Annotated in this window: 13 protein-coding genes; 6 read left to right on the top strand and 7 right to left on the bottom strand. The window is 41.8% G+C overall.

Annotated features, from left to right (window positions below; genetic code table 11):
• Positions 1 to 255: 255 nt before the first annotated feature.
• The 5 genes from dnaA (at position 256) to AB4128_RS12145 (ending at position 7,573) form a co-directional block, all read left to right on the top strand.
• Complete coding sequence (gene dnaA, locus AB4128_RS12165; protein ID WP_055025476.1) at positions 256 to 1,644, top strand: chromosomal replication initiator protein DnaA; 1,389 nt, start codon at positions 256 to 258, stop codon at positions 1,642 to 1,644.
• Between the two features lie 19 nt (positions 1,645 to 1,663).
• Positions 1,664 to 2,764, top strand: a complete 1,101-nt coding sequence (gene dnaN / locus AB4128_RS12160) for a DNA polymerase III subunit beta (protein WP_055025477.1) — start codon at positions 1,664 to 1,666, stop codon at positions 2,762 to 2,764.
• Between the two features lie 103 nt (positions 2,765 to 2,867).
• Entirely contained in the window at positions 2,868 to 3,950 is a 1,083-nt protein-coding gene (gene recF, locus AB4128_RS12155) for a DNA replication/repair protein RecF (RefSeq protein WP_055025478.1), read from the top strand.
• Between the two features lie 15 nt (positions 3,951 to 3,965).
• Positions 3,966 to 6,383 (top strand): DNA topoisomerase (ATP-hydrolyzing) subunit B, encoded by a 2,418-nt coding sequence (gene gyrB, locus AB4128_RS12150; RefSeq protein ID WP_372037802.1) that lies wholly within the window; start codon positions 3,966 to 3,968, stop codon positions 6,381 to 6,383.
• A gap of 107 nt (positions 6,384 to 6,490) precedes the next feature.
• Positions 6,491 to 7,573: an HDOD domain-containing protein gene (locus tag AB4128_RS12145; RefSeq protein ID WP_372037800.1), complete on the top strand. Its 1,083-nt coding sequence runs from the start codon at positions 6,491 to 6,493 to the stop codon at positions 7,571 to 7,573.
• 95 nt (positions 7,574 to 7,668) lie between these two features.
• On the opposite strand, the gene glyS is transcribed toward AB4128_RS12145, so the two are convergent.
• Together glyS and glyQ are read right to left on the bottom strand one after the other, a co-directional pair.
• On the bottom strand, positions 7,669 to 9,738 hold the full coding sequence (glyS, locus tag AB4128_RS12140) for a glycine--tRNA ligase subunit beta (RefSeq protein WP_119969593.1): 2,070 nt from the start codon (positions 9,736 to 9,738) through the stop codon (positions 7,669 to 7,671).
• 10 nt (positions 9,739 to 9,748) lie between these two features.
• Positions 9,749 to 10,654: a glycine--tRNA ligase subunit alpha gene (gene glyQ, locus AB4128_RS12135; protein WP_055025482.1), complete on the bottom strand. Its 906-nt coding sequence runs from the start codon at positions 10,652 to 10,654 to the stop codon at positions 9,749 to 9,751.
• A 120-nt stretch (positions 10,655 to 10,774) separates the two neighbouring features.
• Here glyQ and AB4128_RS12130 point away from each other — a divergent pair, with 120 nt between their 5' ends.
• Entirely contained in the window at positions 10,775 to 11,335 is a 561-nt protein-coding gene (locus tag AB4128_RS12130; RefSeq protein WP_372037797.1) for a DNA-3-methyladenine glycosylase I, read from the top strand.
• A 73-nt stretch (positions 11,336 to 11,408) separates the two neighbouring features.
• Here AB4128_RS12130 and AB4128_RS12125 read toward each other — a convergent pair whose 3' ends face one another.
• The 5 genes from AB4128_RS12125 to fadB all read right to left on the bottom strand — a co-directional run bounded on the left by AB4128_RS12125 (position 11,409) and on the right by fadB (position 19,264).
• A complete protein-coding gene (locus AB4128_RS12125) occupies positions 11,409 to 14,597 on the bottom strand; it encodes an amidohydrolase family protein (RefSeq protein WP_372037794.1) in 3,189 nt (1,062 codons plus the stop codon).
• A 425-nt stretch (positions 14,598 to 15,022) separates the two neighbouring features.
• Complete coding sequence (locus AB4128_RS12120; protein ID WP_055025485.1) at positions 15,023 to 15,463, bottom strand: MOSC domain-containing protein; 441 nt, start codon at positions 15,461 to 15,463, stop codon at positions 15,023 to 15,025.
• A gap of 2 nt (positions 15,464 to 15,465) precedes the next feature.
• Positions 15,466 to 15,711: a sulfurtransferase TusA gene (gene tusA, locus AB4128_RS12115; protein ID WP_055025486.1), complete on the bottom strand. Its 246-nt coding sequence runs from the start codon at positions 15,709 to 15,711 to the stop codon at positions 15,466 to 15,468.
• Positions 15,712 to 15,918: 207 nt separating this feature from the next.
• A complete protein-coding gene (fadA, locus tag AB4128_RS12110; RefSeq protein WP_080914495.1) occupies positions 15,919 to 17,088 on the bottom strand; it encodes an acetyl-CoA C-acyltransferase FadA in 1,170 nt (389 codons plus the stop codon).
• A 22-nt stretch (positions 17,089 to 17,110) separates the two neighbouring features.
• On the bottom strand, positions 17,111 to 19,264 hold the full coding sequence (gene fadB, locus AB4128_RS12105; protein WP_372037793.1) for a fatty acid oxidation complex subunit alpha FadB: 2,154 nt from the start codon (positions 19,262 to 19,264) through the stop codon (positions 17,111 to 17,113).
• Positions 19,265 to 19,415 lie beyond the last annotated feature (151 nt).

Raw genomic sequence — 19,415 nt, 5'->3', positions numbered from 1 at the left:
TACCAACACTATATGTAGTGGATCAAAGGCTGTTTAACCAGATCAAAGCGCGGCTATTATAGATCAAGAGTGATCGGTTAATAAAGCAGGATCTGTGAACAAATCACATTAATTGGATCGTTTTTGATCTTTAAAGATCACAGATATCCACATACAATGATCTGCTTGGGGATAAAATTTTTTTTATCGATAGCGATCATTGAGATCTAACGATAGAATAGCCCTCCTTCAACAAACGATATTAAGGAATATTAAGTGGCGGTTTCACTTTGGCAACAATGTATCGGCAGGCTGCAAGACGAACTTTCTGCGCAGCAATTCAGTATGTGGATCCGTCCGTTACAGGCTGAAATGGATGGCGATACCTTGGTACTTTATGCACCTAATCGTTTTGTACTTGATTGGGTTCGAGATAAGTACATCAATATCATTAATCAATTTTTTACCGAACAGTTAGGTGGTAACGCCCCTAAACTGCGCTTTGATATTGGTAGCCGCCCGTCTGCAGTGAGAGCGCCTGAGCCTGTAAAAGCAGAAGTTAGGCCAACACAAAGCACACAAACTAAGCAACGTGTTAGCACTGCGTTTAACACTCAAGCGGAACCCGTTGAGCATGCTAACCACCGCAGTAATATCAATCCTACTTATCAGTTTGATAATTTCGTTGAAGGTAAATCAAACCAATTAGGTAAAGCTGCTGCACTGCAAGTGGCAGAAAATCCTGGTGGTGCTTATAACCCGTTATTTTTATATGGCGGCACCGGTTTAGGTAAAACCCATTTATTACATGCTGTAGGCAACGGGATTATCAAAAACAATCCCAATGCAAAAGTGGTCTACATGCATTCAGAACGCTTTGTGCAAGACATGGTTAAAGCGCTACAAAATAATGCTATTGAAGACTTTAAACGTTATTACCGTAGTGTTGATGCGCTTTTTATTGATGATATTCAATTCTTTGCCAATAAAGATCGTTCACAAGAAGAATTCTTTCATACCTTCAATGCACTATTAGAGGGTAACCATCAGATCATTTTGACTTCGGATAAATACCCGAAAGAAATTGATGGGGTTGAAGATCGCTTAAAATCACGCTTTGGTTGGGGTTTAACAGTTGCTATCGAACCACCTGAGCTTGAAACTCGTGTCGCGATTTTAATGCGTAAAGCGCAGGAAAGCGGCATTAATTTGCCTGATGAAGTGGCATTCTTCATTGCCAAACGTTTACGTTCAAATGTGCGTGAATTAGAAGGGGCGTTAAATCGTGTTATTGCGAATGCTAACTTCACCGGCCGACCAATTACGATTGATTTTGTCCGTGAAGCATTACGTGATTTACTCGCGCTACAAGAAAAGTTAGTGACCATAGATAATATTCAAAAAACGGTTGCTGAATATTACAAAATTAAAATGGCTGATATGCTATCTAAACGTCGCTCTCGCAGTGTAGCGAGACCTCGTCAAGTCGCTATGGCATTATCAAAAGAGTTAACAAACCAAAGTTTACCTGAAATTGGTGACGCCTTTGGGGGTCGTGATCATACTACCGTATTACACGCATGCAGAAAAATTGCCCAATTGCGTGAAGAAAGTCATGACATTAAAGAAGATTATGCTAACTTGATACGTACATTATCTTCTTAATATCAGGAAATTGAGACGAATGAAATTTTCAATTGATAGGGATGCCCTATTAAAACCACTTCAATTAGTGTGTGGTGCAGTAGAAAGACGCCACAATTTACCTATTTTATCAAATTTACTTGTCGAAGTTAGTGAGTCCTCACTTAAGCTTACAGGTACTGATTTAGAAGTAGAACTTGTTGGCCAAGCGGCTATTCAAGGTGAAGTTGAAACTGGCCGAACAACCGTGCCAGCTAAAAAGCTACTCGATATCGTCAAGTCACTTCCTGAACAAGTCGAAATCAAAATTGAGCAGCAAGATAACAAGTGGCTATTACGTTCTGGTCGTAGTCGTTTTTCACTGGCGACTTTACCTGCAAGTGATTACCCCAATGTTGAAGCCTTTGAAGCCGATATCGAGTTTAGTCTTAAACAAGGTACATTGAAGTCGATTATTGATTCGACCCAGTTCTCAATGGCGAACCAAGATGTTCGATACTATTTAAATGGCTTACTTTTTGAAACTGCGGGTAACTCGTTAAAAGCGATTGCGACAGATGGACACCGTCTAGCATTAAGTCATCGTAATATCGACATTAGCCTTCCTGAAAAGCAAGTCATCGTGCCACGTAAAGGTGTGGTTGAAATGTCTCGCTTACTTGAAAGTGAAGACAGTGAAATTACCATTGCTATTGGTGACAGCGCCATTCGTGCAACAACGCAAAATGCTGTATTTACCAGTAAGCTTGTTGATGGACGTTTCCCTGATTACCGCCGAGTATTACCAAAAGGCGGCGATAAAATTGTGGTGGCGAGCCGTAATCATTTAAAACAAGCGCTCACACGTGCATCGATTTTATCCAATGAAAAGTTTCGTGGCGTGCGTATTCAGCTTGAACCAGGATTATTACGTATAACTGCGAATAACCCAGAGCAAGAAGAAGCGGAAGAGATCATTGATGTTGAATACAATGCTGACAACCTAGAAATAGGATTTAACGTGAGTTATTTACTCGATGTATTGAACAATTTAGCCAGTGATGATGTCAGAATCACGCTGATTGATGGAAACTCAAGCGCATTAATAGAAAACCACGTCGAAGAAGATTCAATGTATGTGGTTATGCCTATGCGTTTATAATGTAAGATAACGTTTCACGACGTTTTAGAACCCAAAAAGGTGCTAGATTAAGGCACCTTTTTTAGTTTTACTGCATCACCATAGGTTTGAGAAATTAGCACCCATGAGTTTAGCCCGTCTTAATATTGCCAACTTTCGCAATATCCTTTCTGCGTCATTGCAACCTGAATCAGGATTAAACTTGATTTATGGAGAAAACGGCAGTGGAAAAACCAGTATATTGGAGGCGATTTATTTTTTAGGCATGGGGCGTTCGTTTCGTAGTCACTTATCTCAAAGAGTGATCAATATTGAACAGGATAACCTTACTTTATTTGCACAACTTGAGATGCAAACCGGTGAAGCGAAATTAGGCTTAAGACGATTTCGCAATGGCGAAATTGATGTCAAATTAGATGGCGATAAAGTGAAGCGTTTATCTGTTTTGGCAGAAACTTTACCGATTCAAGTTATCACGCCAGAAAGTTTTTCATTACTTTTTGAAGGGCCAAAAGCTCGTCGACAATTTATCGATTGGGGCGCGTTTCACTCTGATGCGAGTTTCTATCAAGCATGGGTGAATACAAGACGGATTTTAAAGCAAAGAAATCAACTCCTTAGAGATGGTTCTTCTTATGCAACAATTCAATTTTGGGATAAGGAATTGGTGCGGTATGCTGAACAAGTTACTTCGATACGAAATCAATATGTAGACTCGTTAAATGAGCTACTTAAGGGTATAATCGGAGAGTTTTTACCACGAGTTGATATTAAGGTTTCTTTTACTCGTGGCTGGGATAGCAAAACGGATTTTGCTGAGTTACTCGAAACTCAATATCACAGAGATTTATCTTCGGGAAATACGGGTAGTGGACCGCATAAAGCGGACTTGAGATTGCGTGTAGGCAACTTACCTGTGCAGGATGCATTATCCCGAGGACAGTTAAAATTATTAGTCTGTGCACTGCGCATTGCACAAGGCAAGTTGCTTCAAGAACAACAGAACAAGCATAGTATTTACCTTGTGGATGATCTTCCATCTGAGTTGGATGCACAACATAGGCAACTATTGCTAAAACAGTTAACCGAAACCGGTGCACAAATTTTTGTCACAGCGATTGATCCTGTAGCAATAGTCGATTCGCTGGCAAGCCCGCCAAGTAAGATGTTTCATGTGGAACATGGGCAAGTCACGGTAGTTGAATAAAAACGAGAGAGAAATATGTCAGAGAATAGTTATGATTCTTCGAGTATTAAGGTATTAAAAGGCCTTGATGCAGTTCGTAAGAGACCAGGGATGTACATCGGTGATACAGACGATGGTACAGGTCTTCATCACATGGTATTCGAAGTGGTCGATAACTCTATCGATGAAGCCTTAGCTGGCCACTGTAATGACATTACTATTACCATTCATGCTGATGGCTCTGTGTCAGTACAGGATGATGGCCGTGGTATTCCTGTTGAGGTTCATGAAGAAGAGGGTGTTTCTGCTGCTGAAGTTATCATGACGGTACTGCATGCTGGTGGTAAGTTTGATGATAACTCTTATAAAGTATCAGGCGGCTTGCACGGTGTAGGTGTGTCGGTAGTAAACGCACTGTCTGAAAAACTGCAAATGACCATTCGTCGTAATGGTAAGATTTACGAACAGTTTTATACAATGGGCGTACCTGAAACTCCTATCACACCTGTCGGTGATTCAGATAAAACGGGTACCTCTATCCGTTTTTGGCCTAGCCCAGAAACCTTCTCTGATACCCTGTTCCATTTTGATATTCTTGCCAAACGTGTGCGTGAATTATCATTCTTAAACTCAGGTGTTGGTATTCGTCTTGTTGATGAACGCGATGAGCGAAATGAGTTCTTCAAATACGATGGTGGTATCAGCGCATTCGTTGATTACCTAAACCGTAACAAAACCCCAATCAACAAAGATGTTTTCCACTTTACCCAAGAACGTGAAGATGGCATCACTGTTGAAGTGGCAATGCAATGGAACGATGGTTACCAAGAAAGCATTTTCTGTTTCACAAATAACATTCCACAACGTGATGGTGGTACTCACTTAGCGGGTTTCCGTGGTGCACTAACACGTAACTTAAATAACTACATGGAGCGAGAAGGCTTCAATAAAAAAGGCAAAACCAATGCTACGGGTGACGATGCTCGTGAAGGTTTGACTGCGGTTATTTCAGTTAAAGTGCCAGATCCTAAATTTAGCTCGCAAACCAAAGACAAGTTGGTTTCTAGTGAAGTGAAAGGCGCGGTAGAACAAACAATGGGTGAGCAGCTAAATGACTACCTATTAGAAAACCCTGTCGATGCTAAGTTAATTGTAGGCAAAATCGTTGATGCCGCGCGAGCTCGTGAAGCCGCTCGTAAAGCCCGTGAAATGACTCGTCGTAAAGGCGCATTAGATTTAGGTGGCCTGCCAGGTAAACTTGCAGATTGCCAAGAGAAAGACCCTGGTCTTTCTGAAATATACATAGTGGAAGGGGACTCTGCTGGCGGTTCAGCCAAGCAGGGACGTAACCGTAAAAACCAAGCGATTCTTCCGCTTAAAGGTAAAATCTTAAACGTTGAAAAAGCGCGCTTTGATAAAATGTTATCTTCACAGGAAGTTGCCACACTGATTACTGCATTAGGTTGTGGTATTGGCCGTGACGATTATGACCCTGAGAAAACACGCTACCATAACATCATCATCATGACCGATGCTGACGTCGACGGCTCGCACATTCGTACGCTGTTGTTGACCTTCTTCTTCCGTCAAATGCCTGAGCTTATTGAACGTGGTTACATTTACATTGCTCAACCACCTTTATTCAAAGTGAAAAAAGGTAAGCAAGAGCAATACCTGAAAGATGAACCTGCGTTGACAGAATATTTAACGACTCAAGCGTTAGATGGTACTCATATTTATCCAGCGCCAGGTGCGCCAGGTATGTCTGGTGAACCATTAGAGCGTTTAGTAAGTCAGTACCGTGAAGTTGAAGCGATTATTGAGCGTCTTGCTAAGCGCTACCCAGAGTCAATTACCAATCGTATGATCCATCATCCTGGCATTAGTAATGAAATGCTTGCTGATGAAGGGCAAATGAAGCTGTGGTGTGATGCATTCGTCGCTGACTTAATTGAAATTGAATCTGACGGTGTGATTTACAGTATTGAACCTGTATTAGATCCAGAACGTCAAGTTTACTTACCAAGCTTAACGATCCGTAAGCATGGTATTGATACTAACTACCTATTTAGTTACGACTTCTTCCAATCTAACGATTACGCACTTATTGCCAAATTAGGCAAAGCGTTAGACGGTATGATTGAAGAAGGTGGTTACATCAAGCGTGGTGAACGCATGAAAGAAGTTGAGAGCTTCATTGAAGCGCTTGATTGGACGATGTCTGAAGCGAAACGTGGTTTATACATTCAACGTTATAAAGGATTGGGTGAGATGAACCCTGAGCAGTTGTGGGAAACCACAATGGATCCTGAAACTCGTCGTATGCTACGAGTGACTATTGAAGATGCTGTCGGTGCGGATCAATTATTTACGACCTTGATGGGCGATCAAGTTGAGCCTCGTCGTGACTTTATTGAAACCAACGCATTAAACGTTGCTAACCTAGACGTATAATGCGTCTGTGTTAAATTAAATGGGTGCCAAGTGGCACCCATTTTTAGTTTTAACCCTTTTAAATCTGCTTTTTCCAATGTTGTTACCTGTCTAAGTGGTATTTTGTTATGTTTAAAAAGCTATTTTATAAGTTGTTTAATGTTCGTCCGGCCCAAGAGGTTAATGCGGCTAAATCATTAGACAGTCAACAATCTGTATTATTAAAACGTTCAGCTAATGCCCAAGTTGCGTCTAGGCCAAAACAAGCTCGTCATCAGCAAACTTCTGAGCAAGTCTCCGTTGCCGTGCCGACAAGTGTTCTTGATGCTAGTGCACTGTTTTATAGTTTGTTATTTCCATCAAGTAGCCAAGATACTGGTGCAATGGCAAATGACTTAGAACGCAGTGTGCTGGCTAAAATTGAACAGGCTTTTACAGCGCCGCAAGCGATTGCTGAAAAGGTGCTTAAACTGCCTAGTCGATTATCAGAAGTAGACAGACAAATAGCCCAATCAGATGTCGATACCAAGGCTTTGCTTCTGCTGATAGAGCAAGATCCGGTATTGAGTATTGAAGTATTGAAGCTGTGTAATTCGAGTGCTTTCAAACGCTCTGATAAGCAAATCACCAGCTTGCAACAAGCTGTTGTGCAGATTGGTTTAAGCCAATTACAACTATTTGTACGAACAAGCTTAATGAAGGAAATGATTAACATTAAGCCTATTTATTTCAGACGCTTTGGCGCTGAAATTTGGCGCCACTCTATGCAGGTTGCATTTTTGGCTAATGAACTTGCAGAACATGATGGTGATACGGCATTCTTTTTAGGCTTACTACATGATGTTGGCAAAATAGCTATTTTTAAAATGATGATTGAAGCGTTTCGACAAGCTGAACCTGGTGAGCAGCCTAGTTCGGTATTGTTCAAACAAGTCATGACGACCAAGTCATTAGGACTCAGCGCATTGCTTGTTAAATATTGGCAATTACCCGCTGAATTTGAAGTGCCGTTAACCCAATTGGCTAACTGTCATCACAAGCCAACAGATAGCATGGCTTTGATTATATGGCGTGCCAATATCATTAGTGAATGTTCGATGCTTAAACAGGTGGATAAGCTGACAGAGCAGGCGCAGTCGCAGTTGCTTTCTCAAGTCGCTATTAGCCATGATGAGTTTGAGTTACTGCATCAAAAGTTAATCACTCTATAATGTAACTTTAGTTGGATTTTCGTTTAATCTACACTGACGTTAGCCACAAAAAAACGCGCCTTAAGGCGCGTTTTTTTGTGATGACTCAGATATCATTATTGTAATAATGAAATATCAGCGGCATGTAAGAATTGCTCACGTAGACTATTAAGAAGTGCTAAACGGTTATTCTTAAGTGCTGCATCATCTGCCATAACCATTACATCTTCGAAGAAGGTATCAACGCTTTCACGTAGACTCGCCAATAATGCGAGCGCTTCTTGGTAGTTTGCTGCTGCAAATAATGGTGCCAGCTGTGGCTGAAGCTCAGTCAGTTTATCAGCTAATGCTTTTTCAGCACTTTCGACTAATAGGCTTGAATCGATATTGGTTGGGATTTCTCCTTCAACCTTAGCCAAGATATTCGATACACGCTTGTTCGCTGCCGCAAGCGCTGACGCTTGCTCTAGGGTTCTAAAGTGAGCCACAGCTTTGATGCGACTTTCAAAATCTGCCGGTGCGGTTGGTTTACGTGCGAGAACAGCTAGGATCACGTCAACACTCACGCCTTGATCTTGATACCATGCACGGAAACGGCCCATAAAGAACTCAAGAACCTGCTCTGATACCTTGTCATTAGTGAGGTTTTCACCGTGTAACTCTTTAGCTTTAGCAATCAAGTCAACTAAATCTAACGGTAAGTTGTTCTCTAAGCAAAGACGTAAAATACCAATAGCAGCACGACGAAGTGCAAATGGATCCGCTGCGCCTTTCGGTGCTTGGCCAATACCAAAAATACCGACTAGCGTATCTAGCTTTTCTGCCAGCGCAACACAGATTGAAATCGGTGCCGTTGGTACAGTATCGCCAGAGAACTTAGGCTTGTATTGCTCTGCTAAGGCAACTGCGACAGCTTCTGTTTCGCCATCTAAGCGGGCGTAATGCATGCCCATAGTGCCTTGAAGGTCGGTAAACTCCATTACCATGTTCGTCATCAAGTCAGACTTTGATAGTAGACCTGCGCGAGCGGCCTCTTCACTGTTTGCACCTATGCTGGTGGCAATATAGCCAGCCATTGCAGAAATACGCTCAACACGGGCTTTAATCGTGCCTAATTGTTTTTGGAAAACAACAGACTCTAAGCTGGCTAAACGCGTTTCTAATGACTCTTTTTTATCTGTTTCAAAGAAGAACTCTGCATCAGCAAGGCGAGGACGAACTACTTTTTCGTTACCTGAAATAATCTGCTGAGGATCTTTAGATTCGATGTTAGTTACGAAGATAAAGTTAGGCAACAACTGACCTGCATCATCAAATACTGGGAAGTATTTCTGGTCGCCTTTCATGGTGTAAACCAAGGCTTCAGCTGGGACATCTAAGAATTTTTCTTCAAAGCTTGCTGTTAACACAACAGGCCATTCAACCAATGCGGTGACTTCTTCAAGTAAATCATCTTCAAGTTCAGCAATACCGCCAATCTCTTTTGCGGCAGCTTCAGCATTTAGCTTGATGATATCCTTACGACGTTGGTAATCAGCTAAGACTTTACCTTCAGTTTCTAATTGCGTGAGGTAGTTATCAGCGTGTTCTAGCTCAAAAGTATCAACACCCATGAAACGATGACCACGAATAGTGCGAGCTGATTCGATACCTAACAATTCACCTGGAACGAGTTCATCACCTAACAGCATGGTGACAGTATGAACTGGGCGGATAAATTGTGTTGTATTACTACCCCAACGCATTGGCTTAGGGATAGGTAATTTATCTAATGACTTTTGTGCCATTGCAGCAATTAAAGACTTGGTTTCAACACCAACCACTTTAGCTTGGTGTAATAACCATTCGCCTTTGTCTGTTTTAAGACGGTCAGCTTGTTCAACAGTAATGCCGTTACCACGAGCCCACCCCATAGCGGCTTTCGTTGGGTTTCCTTCAGCATCAAATGCTTGAGCGACGGCAGGGCCGCGTTTCTCAACCACTTTGTCAGCTTGCGCAACAGCAAGTTGTTCAACACTAATTGCCAAACGGCGAGGGGCTGCATACCAAGTTGCATTGGTAAACGCTAACTCTGCCTTGGTTAGTTCCTCGGTGAAATTAGCGAGAAATGACTCTGCTAATTTACGTAATGCCTTTGGTGGTAATTCTTCTGTACCCACTTCAATGAGTAAGTTTTCAACGTTCATTATTCTACCTCTACTTACACATTGGGAAACCAAGCGCTTCACGTGCTTGATAATAAGATTCTGCAACACCTTTAGCCATAGTACGAACACGCAAAATATAACGTTGGCGTTCAGTTACTGAGATAGCGTGGCGAGCATCAAGTAAGTTAAATGCGTGTGAGGCCTTCATCACTTGTTCATAAGCAGGTAGCGGTAGTGGCTTTTCTAATGCTAATAATTTCTGGCAAGCCGCTTCACAATCTTCAAACTGCTTAAATAAGACTTCAACATCAGCATGTTCGAAGTTATATGTAGATTGTTCAACTTCATTTTGGTGGAAGATATCGCCGTACATGACTTTGCCCATAGGGCCGTCAGTCCAAACAAGATCGTAAACACTGTCTACTTCTTGAATGTACATTGCTAGACGTTCTAAACCGTAAGTAATTTCGCCCGTGACAGGTTTACACTCTAGGCCGCCTACTTGCTGGAAGTAAGTAAATTGTGATACTTCCATGCCGTTTAGCCATACTTCCCAACCAAGGCCCCAAGCACCAAGAGTTGGTGATTCCCAGTTATCTTCAACAAAACGAACGTCATGAACGCCCATATCAACGCCTAGAGCTTCTAAAGAGCCAAGGTATAATTCTTGGATATTACTCGGAGAAGGCTTTAGCACGACTTGGTATTGGTAATAATGCTGCAGACGGTTAGGGTTTTCACCGTAACGGCCATCGGTAGGTCGGCGACATGGTTGCACATAAGCACTGCTCATTGGCTCTGGGCCTAATGAACGTAAAAATGTCATTGGGTGGAATGTTCCGGCACCCACTTCCATGTCCAATGGTTGAACGATTGCGCAACCTTGCTGCGCCCAGTATTCCTGCAGGGTCATAATGAAGCCCTGGAATGTCTTTACGTCGTGTTTCGTCGTCATGTCCGCTTATCTACTGGTTGAGGCTAAAAATAGAAAATGGTTTTGATTATACCTTGTAGATTAAGGCATATGTAGGTTATTTTTTAACGTAGAGATTAAAAATTTAAAAGGGCCTTATAAATGGATTTAAAACGTTGTGCTTGGTTGAGTGATGATCCGCTTTATGTTGACTATCACGACAATGTTTGGGGAAGGCCTGTTTATGATCCTATTGAGCTTTTTGAAAAGCTATGTCTTGATGGTCAACAGGCAGGGTTATCTTGGATCACTATTTTAAAAAAACAGCATAATTACCAAGTATTATTTGCCAATTTTGACCCTAAGATTATTGCTACTTTTGACGACGAGAAAGTAGAACAACTGCTGTTAAATCCAGGGATTGTTAGAAATCGTTTAAAAGTAAATTCAATTATTCGAAATGCTAAAGCCTATTTAGCTTTCGTCGAATCTGGCAATGATTTTTCAACATTCCTATGGGACTTTGTCGGTGGACAACCTAAAGTGAATCATTTTAGATCTATGTCAGACGTGCCTGCGCAAACGCCAGAATCAGAAGCTATGTCAAAAGCATTAAAAAAATTAGGCTTTAACTTTGTTGGCCCAACAATTTGTTATGCTTTCATGCAAGCGGTAGGAATGGTCAGCGACCATACAACAGATTGTTTTCGTTATGGAAAATAACTAATTATTGTTGTTGCCGAAATTAAAAAGGGATGTTCCACGTGGAACATCCCTTTTTTATGACATAACGTACTTACTTTGTGTCTTCAAAGAAAAACGGTTTACGTTCTTGTTCATCACCATTTAACAGATTCATGGTTTCTGAGTTGTAAAGCTTGCCATTCGCCATGGTATAAGTGACTTTGTCTGTGACTCTAATGTCGGTTAAAGGGTCGCCATCAATAACGATGATATCTGCCAATTTACCGGCTTTAATCGAACCAAGTTGATGATCCATTCCAAAGGTTTTGGCAGGGTTGATGGTTGCTGTTTTAAGTACATCCATATTGCTCATACCGCCTTGAGCGAACATCCACATTTCCCAATGTGCAGCTAAACCTTCGCGTTGACCGTGTGCTCCAATATTTGGCTGGATACCAATATCATTTAGCTCATTTGCTACGCGAGCAACATTGAAATGATTGTAATGCGCATCTGGTGCCTTGGTGCGTCGCATAGATCGAGCATTCAAAATATCACTAGGTACATACATACTTAGACGGGGATGAGCCCATACGTCAGTTTTGTCATACCAGTAATGTTCACCTGATATTCCGCCGTAAGCAACAACAAGTGTCGGGGTATAAGCCACTTCTGTTTGCCCCCAGAATTGCTTGATGTCACTGTAAATTGAACCTGTTGGTAATGAATGTTCAATCGTTGTGTGACCATCAGCAATCATCGATAAGTTATGCTGTAATAAACTACCACCTTCAGGCACCACCATCATTTCTAATTCACGTGCAGCTTGGATTACTTGCTGACGTTGATTACGACGAGGTTGGTTATAGCTTTTAACACTGAAAGCGCCAACTTTTTTCAGACGCTCTAAATGAAATTTCGCATCATCTAACGAGTCTACGTGCGAGGTATAACCTGGTGCATTTGCACCATATAAAATAGTACCTGTAGAGAAAATTCGTGGCCCTACAATATTGCCTGCTTTTTGTTGTTCAGATGCAGCAAATATTTCTGTTGTGTCATTCGATGGGTCATGTATTGCGGTGACACCTAGCGAAAGACCTGAGTAAAGTTGCCAGTTTTGTTGTGGAATGATTTCATCATCAGCTTGAGAACCGTGAGCGTGAGCATCAAATAAGCCAGGCATTAATGTTTTGCCCTTAATATCGATCACTTGAGCGCCACTTGGAATATTTGTCTTTGCATCACCAACAGTCACAATTTTGTTGTCTTTAACGATAACAACGCCATTGTCTATGACTTCATCATTTTCCATAGTGATAATTTTGCCACCGACAAAAGCGACTGTTCCACGTGGAACATCTGCTTTTTGAGTGAAACCAATTGAGGTTACAGTTGGTTTGCTTTCATCATCAGTTTTGGCGTATTGGGTATCGACTTTTGCTTGATAAAGTTCAGGGCCAAGAGTCCAATAAAGTTCACTATTATCTGCGTTCCAACTGATACTTTCACCAGCCCGAGTACTAAGTTGTGTGACAGGTAAGTTAGTCGCTTTAGGGCTAATACGTACTGTTTCACCGTGTTTTGCAAAAGGGGTGACATATACACGAAAACGTTCTGCAAATGCTAAGTGTTCGCCGTTAGGCGATACTCTAAATTCTGTTGCATGCTCACTGGTGTAATGGGTACGTTTTTCGAAACCATCTAAGCTGATTGATGCGAATTCAGGTGTTTCACCGTGATCCATAAAGAATACACGATTATTATCGCTGCCAAATTGTGGTTGGTACCCATTAGCTGTAATTTTAACATTATTCTTTTTCTTTAAGTCGACTTTATACAAGCCTGGCTCTTGAGACCAAGTACGAGGCGTGACATAACCACCTTTAGCTTTGCGGTACACAACGACTTTACCATCTGGAGAAAAGGTCGGTTCAACATACTTACCAGGCTCTTTTGTCAGCGTTTTACTTCTTCCGCCTTTAGCGCTGACAATGCTCACCGTTCCTTGGTCTTGATCATTCCAAGTGGTAAACACGATATTTTTGCCATCTCTTGACCACTGCGGGAATAACTCATTAATATCGTCGTCTAGGCGAGTTAAGCGTTTTTGTTTACCGTCTTCAATATCACGGATCCACAATTTCCCTAAAGCTTCGAACACCACTTTCTCACCATTAGGAGAAACTTGTGCCATTCGTAACATTTTTACGTCGAAATTGTCTTGGTCTAAGTTTTGTGTAAAACGAACTGAAGGCTGAACATCTAATTCAGTTTTGACCGTAAAAGGAATATTCTTTACTTCCTTATCATCAATGCTCAGTTTATTGATTTTACCTTTAGCCCAGAATACGATTTCTTCATTATCTTGAGTCCATGACATTGTTGGGTAAACACCATGAATTGCCCAAGTTTCTTGCATATCACGATCGAGATTGTCGTATAACTTAGTGTGCTCACCTGACTTTAAATCTAATAAATATAATGTAGATTGAAAACCGTCACGCTTAATGTAAGCCAGTTTGGTACCATCTGGGCTTGGAGTCGGTCTAATTGCGCCACCAGTGCCTTCAATTAATACTTCAATATCACCGGTTTGAGTATCGTAGCGCTTAATTTTATAAATGCCCTTTACCGAATCTTTTGAGTAGTGGAATGTTTTGCCTGGGGTAGCATCTTGACTGAAATAGATATAGCGACCATCAGGAGAGTATGCTGGCTCGCCTAAGTCTTTTTGATCATTAGGGCGTTCAGTTAACTTAACACCTTCACCACCGGCAACGTGGTACATCCATACTTCACCGGCCCCCAAACTACGACTAGCGGTAAAGTGCTTTCGAGCAACTAAATATTGCGAGTCAGGGCTCCATGCTGGGCTGTTTAATAAACGAAAGGTTTCTGACGTAACAGGGCGTGGATTACTACCGTCTGCATCCATTACCCAAATGTTGTCACCACCATCTTCATCAGATGTAAAGGCAATTGATTTACCATCAGGGCTATACACTGGCTGCATTTGCCAAGCGATACCTGAAACTATTTTCTTGGCTTCTCCACCAGAAATTGGCATTTGATAAATATCGCCAAGTAAATCGAACACGATGGTTTTTCCGTCAGGAGACACACTGACGTTCATCCAAGTACCTTCAGTAACATCAATTTTTACTTTTTCAAGCGGGGCATTTTCTGGCGCATTAACTTGCCATTTAGCTGTATCTTCTGATGCATTAACTGCAAGTGATGCACTGGCCAGACTAATTGCAATAGCGGTATACAATGGTTTTATTTTTGAGGTAAACATGCACAATCCATTATTATGATTATCGTTATTGATCGGAGTTACACTTTTATCAATCAAGTGTTGTTTGCGAGTTATAAAACTGATGATATTTATCGCATAAATTAAGCAAGAACTAAACATTTATTCTGTTTCAATTGATGACAGAAAAAGCTGAGTATTTGATTGAAATAAGTTTGCAGAAAGTCGGGGGTATTAATGGTGATAACGGTAAAAAAATGTTTAAAGAGTAACAAAACGAATTTGCGTAAACATGTTTGAATACGGTTAGTTAACTCATTATGTATAAAGAATAAATGGAGGGGAATAAGTATAAGTAAGCTTACTAAACTGGTTAATATGATTTTGGTTTTTTATAAAATCGAAAACCGCAGGTTAAGTGCGGTGATCATGTACCAATTATCAAAAATACATTACAGCTGAACCCGTTAAGCAATGACCACAGGATCTTCTGTTTGAATTAATCCTTCCGTAACGACCTTGCAAGTTACTCCGCCGCGCCAGTGTGGTGACAAGGCTTGTTCTAAACCGGGCTGAGCTATTTCCATTTTAGCGCATGGATCGGTTTCACCAGTTATAACTAGAGAAACGTGCTCACCAATCGAAATGGTTTTACCTACATCGGCAGCACTAAATTCATGACCATCAATTAATAGATTAGCTCGACGGGTAAGCCAGTCTAAATTAACGTTGATTTCTTGGCATGCCGTTTTCCATTGCTCTATCGACATTACAGTTACTTGGCGCTTGCTTGGCCGACCAAAGACATCATTCTCTACACCACGAAGCAAACTCACATTTGCGCAAAAAACGGGCTTCATTGGGCCTTTTTTTACTGTTTTGTATGCGATAGCTTGTAGTGTAGACATGATTAAAGTCCTTTTCTGATCATATATTTATAAGGTGTCTGATTTGTGTCACTTGCAATAAGAGTGTGATCCATAAACTCACAAAAACTTGGAATATCTCTGGTTGTTGCTGGGTCGTCAGCGGTAATAAGTAATGTTTCACCTTCAGCCATTTTACGGACTGTCTTACGGATCATCATGACAGGCTCAGGACAACGTAAACCTAACGCATCTAAATGATGCTGCGCTGTTGAAAATATTTCGCTCATACCCACTCTTATATACGACAGACTAACAATAATTGCGCTAATTTTACTCTGCTGAGTTACTGTTGCAAGGGCTTAACCTTAGCTTTATTAGTAAATCGTGAACTAGTACCCATTGTTCCACGTGGAACACGTGTCGTGCTGGCAATAAAAAAAGCCGTACTTCTGTTCAAAGTACGGCTTTTTACACAATTATTATATCAGCAGAGGTTAGCTTTCAACGCGCTCAAAAATTGTTGCGATGCCTTGGCCTAAACCAATACACATAGTTGCAAGACCATATTTCGCATCTTTAGCTTCCATCAAGTTAATCAAAGTCGTTGAGATACGAGTACCTGAACAACCTAATGGGTGACCTAATGCAATTGCGCCGCCGTTTAAGTTAACTTTCTCGTCAACCACATCGGTTAGACCTAAGTCTTTAACACATGGAAGAGACTGAGCAGCGAATGCTTCATTTAGCTCAATTACATCCATATCATCTACAGTCAAACCTGCACGCTTAAGCGCTTTTTTAGTTGCAGGAACAGGACCGTAACCCATGATTGCTGCATCACAACCTGCAACAGCCATTGAACGGATACGAGCACGAATAGGCAAACCTAACGCTTTAGCTTTTTCTTCTTCCATAACTAACATTGCAGAAGCGCCATCAGATAAGGCTGAAGAAGTACCCGCTGTTACTGTTCCGTTAGCTGGATCAAAAGCTGGGCGTAAACCTGATAAGGACTCAAGTGAAGTTTCTGGACGGATGACTTCATCGTGGCTTACTTTAATCAAAGCGCCATTAGCATCATGACCTTCAATTGGCACAATTTCATTGTCAAATCGACCTTCAACCGTTGCTGCGTGTGCACGTTGATGTGAACGCACAGCAAATGCATCTTGTTGCTCACGAGTAATTCCATGCATTTTGCCAAGCATTTCAGCTGTTAAGCCCATCATGCCTGAGGCTTTAGCTACATTGCTCGCAAGGCCAGGATGGAAGTCAACACCGTGGTTCATTGGTACGTGACCCATATGCTCAACACCACCTACGATAAAGGTATCGCCTTGGCCCGTCATGATGGCACGTGCAGCTTGATGTAGCGCATCCATTGATGAACCACATAAACGATTCACCGTTACAGCTCCTGCTGTTTTAGGTATGCCAGCTAATAAGGCAGCATTACGTGCAATATTGAAGCCTTGCTCCAATGTTTGTTGCACACAACCCCAAATGACATCTTCGATCTCGTTCGGGTCAAGCTGGCTGTTGCGGCTTAATAGTGATTTCATTAGTTCTGCAGAAAGGGTTTCTGCACGTACATTCCTGAATACTCCAGCCTTTGAACGGCCCATTGGAGTACGAATGCAGTCGACGATTACAGCGTTTTTCATGATGATATTCCTTTACTGCTTATTAGGCTGCTGGGTAGTAAGTGCCGTTATTGGCTGCAAGCTCACGCATTGCATCAGTCACTTGATATAGGCCACCTAAGTGCGCAAATTTATCTGCCATAGCAACAAAATTAGCAACACCCATTGTGTCTAAGTAACGGAATACACCACCTCTGAATGGTGGGAAACCAATACCGTAAACTAAGCCCATATCGCCTTCAGCTGGAGAAGCAATAATGCCTTCTTCTAAACAGCGAACCGTTTCGATAACCATTGGGATCATACAGCGTGCGATAATCTCATCAGTTTCAAAGTCTTTTAGTTCACCAAATTCTTTACCAAGCAACTCGTAGCTTGTTGGATCTAAATCTTTTTTCGGTTTTCCGCGACGGTCAACAGAGTAAGAGTAGAAACCTTTAGTGTTCTTCTGGCCAAAACGTTGGCTTTCAAACATGATATCGATAGCATCTTTACCATTCTTACCCATGCGATCTGGGAAGCCTTCAGCCATGACTGCTTGTGCATGATGTCCTGTATCTAAACCGACAACGTCAAGCAAGTAAGCAGGGCCCATTGGCCAGCCAAACTGTTTCTCCATGACTTTATCTACTTTGGCAAAGTCAGCACCGTCAGCGAGTAAGCCACTGAACCCTGCAAAGTAAGGGAATAACACACGGTTAACGAAGAAACCTGGGCAGTCATTAACGACAATCGGGGTTTTACCCATTTTGCTGGCGTAAGCGACGACAGAAGCAATGGTTTCTTCAGAGCTGTTTTCACCACGAATAACTTCAACCAATGGCATTTTGTGCACAGGGTTGAAGAAGTGCATGCCACAGAAACGTTCAGGTTTCTTCATGCTTTTAGCCAGTAAGTTTATTGAAATTGTAGAAGTGTTTGAGGCGATGATGGCATCGTCTGCTACGTGTCCTTCTACTTCTGCTAATACTGACGCTTTTACTTTTGGATGTTCAACAACAGCTTCAACAACGACGTCAGCATCTTTAATTGGTGCGTAATCTAAAGCTGGAGTGATGTTGTTTAATACTGCAGCCATTTTAGCTGGAGTAGAGCGGCCACGTTTAACCTGAGCAGTTAACAATTTAGCGGCTTCGCCGAGTCCTAAATCAAGTGCAGGTTGGGCAATATCTTTCATGACGATAGGCGTACCTTTACTGGCACTTTGGTAAGCAATACCACCGCCCATAATACCAGCGCCAAGTACAGCGGCACTGTCGACGTTTTTAGCCAGTTTGCCTGCTTTCTTTGCTTTGCCTTTAACTAACTGGTCATTTAAGAATATACCAATTAACGCAGTGGCTACTTCAGTTTTCGCTAGCTTGATAAAGGCTTGGTTTTCAACCTTCAATGCTTCTGCGCGATAAAGTGTTGCAGCTTGCTCTATGACACTAACAGCCATCATAGGTGCAGGATAGTGTTTACCTGCCACTTTAAATACCATGCCTTTTGCTGTTGCGAATGACATCATCGCTTCAACTTTTGGTAAGGTCAGTGGTTTTAGTTTGCGGTTACGACGAGACTGCCAATCTAACTTTTCGGCAATAGCGTCTTTTAGCATTTGAAGCGCTGCTGCCTCTAAATTCTCGGGTGCTACAACGGCGTCAACGGCGCCAACTTTCAAAGCTGCGTCTGGGCGTTGATCTTTACCTGTGGTGATCCACTCAAGAGCGTTATCTGCACCGATTACACGTGGTAAGCGCACAGTGCCACCAAAGCCAGGAATTAACCCAAGTTTGGTTTCTGGTAAACCAATACGAGCATTGGTGTCAGCAATACGCAAATCAGTAGCAAGTATGGCTTCACAACCACCACCAAGTGCAAACCCGTTAACTGCAGATGCTGTTGGGAACGGTAGATCTTCTAGTTTATCAAACACGGCACTGGCTTGTTCAACCCAGCTAAGTAATGTGGCGTCATCCAGTTTGAATAACCCTAAAAACTCAGTGATATCTGCACCGACAATAAAGGTACTTTTACCTGATGTGAGTAATAAACCTTGGATGCTAGCATCTTGTTTAATGCTCTCAAGAGCTGCATCTAATGAAGAAAGAGTTTCTTTATCGAATTTGTTTACCGAGCCTGGTGCGTTAAAGCACAACTTGGCAATGTTATCCTCTAATAACTCTACTTGAATTGTAGGACTTTGGTAGATCATTGCTTGCTTCCTTTTTGCTAAAAGCGACTTCCACATCACAATTACTGTGTTGTTATCTAGCTTTGTTTCACAGCAGCGACGGCCATCATTTGACCAGTTGCCAAACAGTGTGCGACGAAATGAAATAAATTACAACACCCAATTTAAACGT

Source organism: Shewanella sp. 10N.286.52.A9 (assembly GCF_041468985.1).
GTDB lineage: Bacteria > Pseudomonadota > Gammaproteobacteria > Enterobacterales > Shewanellaceae > Shewanella > Shewanella japonica.
Note: the sequence above shows the minus strand (reverse complement) of the source record. Positions and strands in the feature narration are given on the sequence as shown.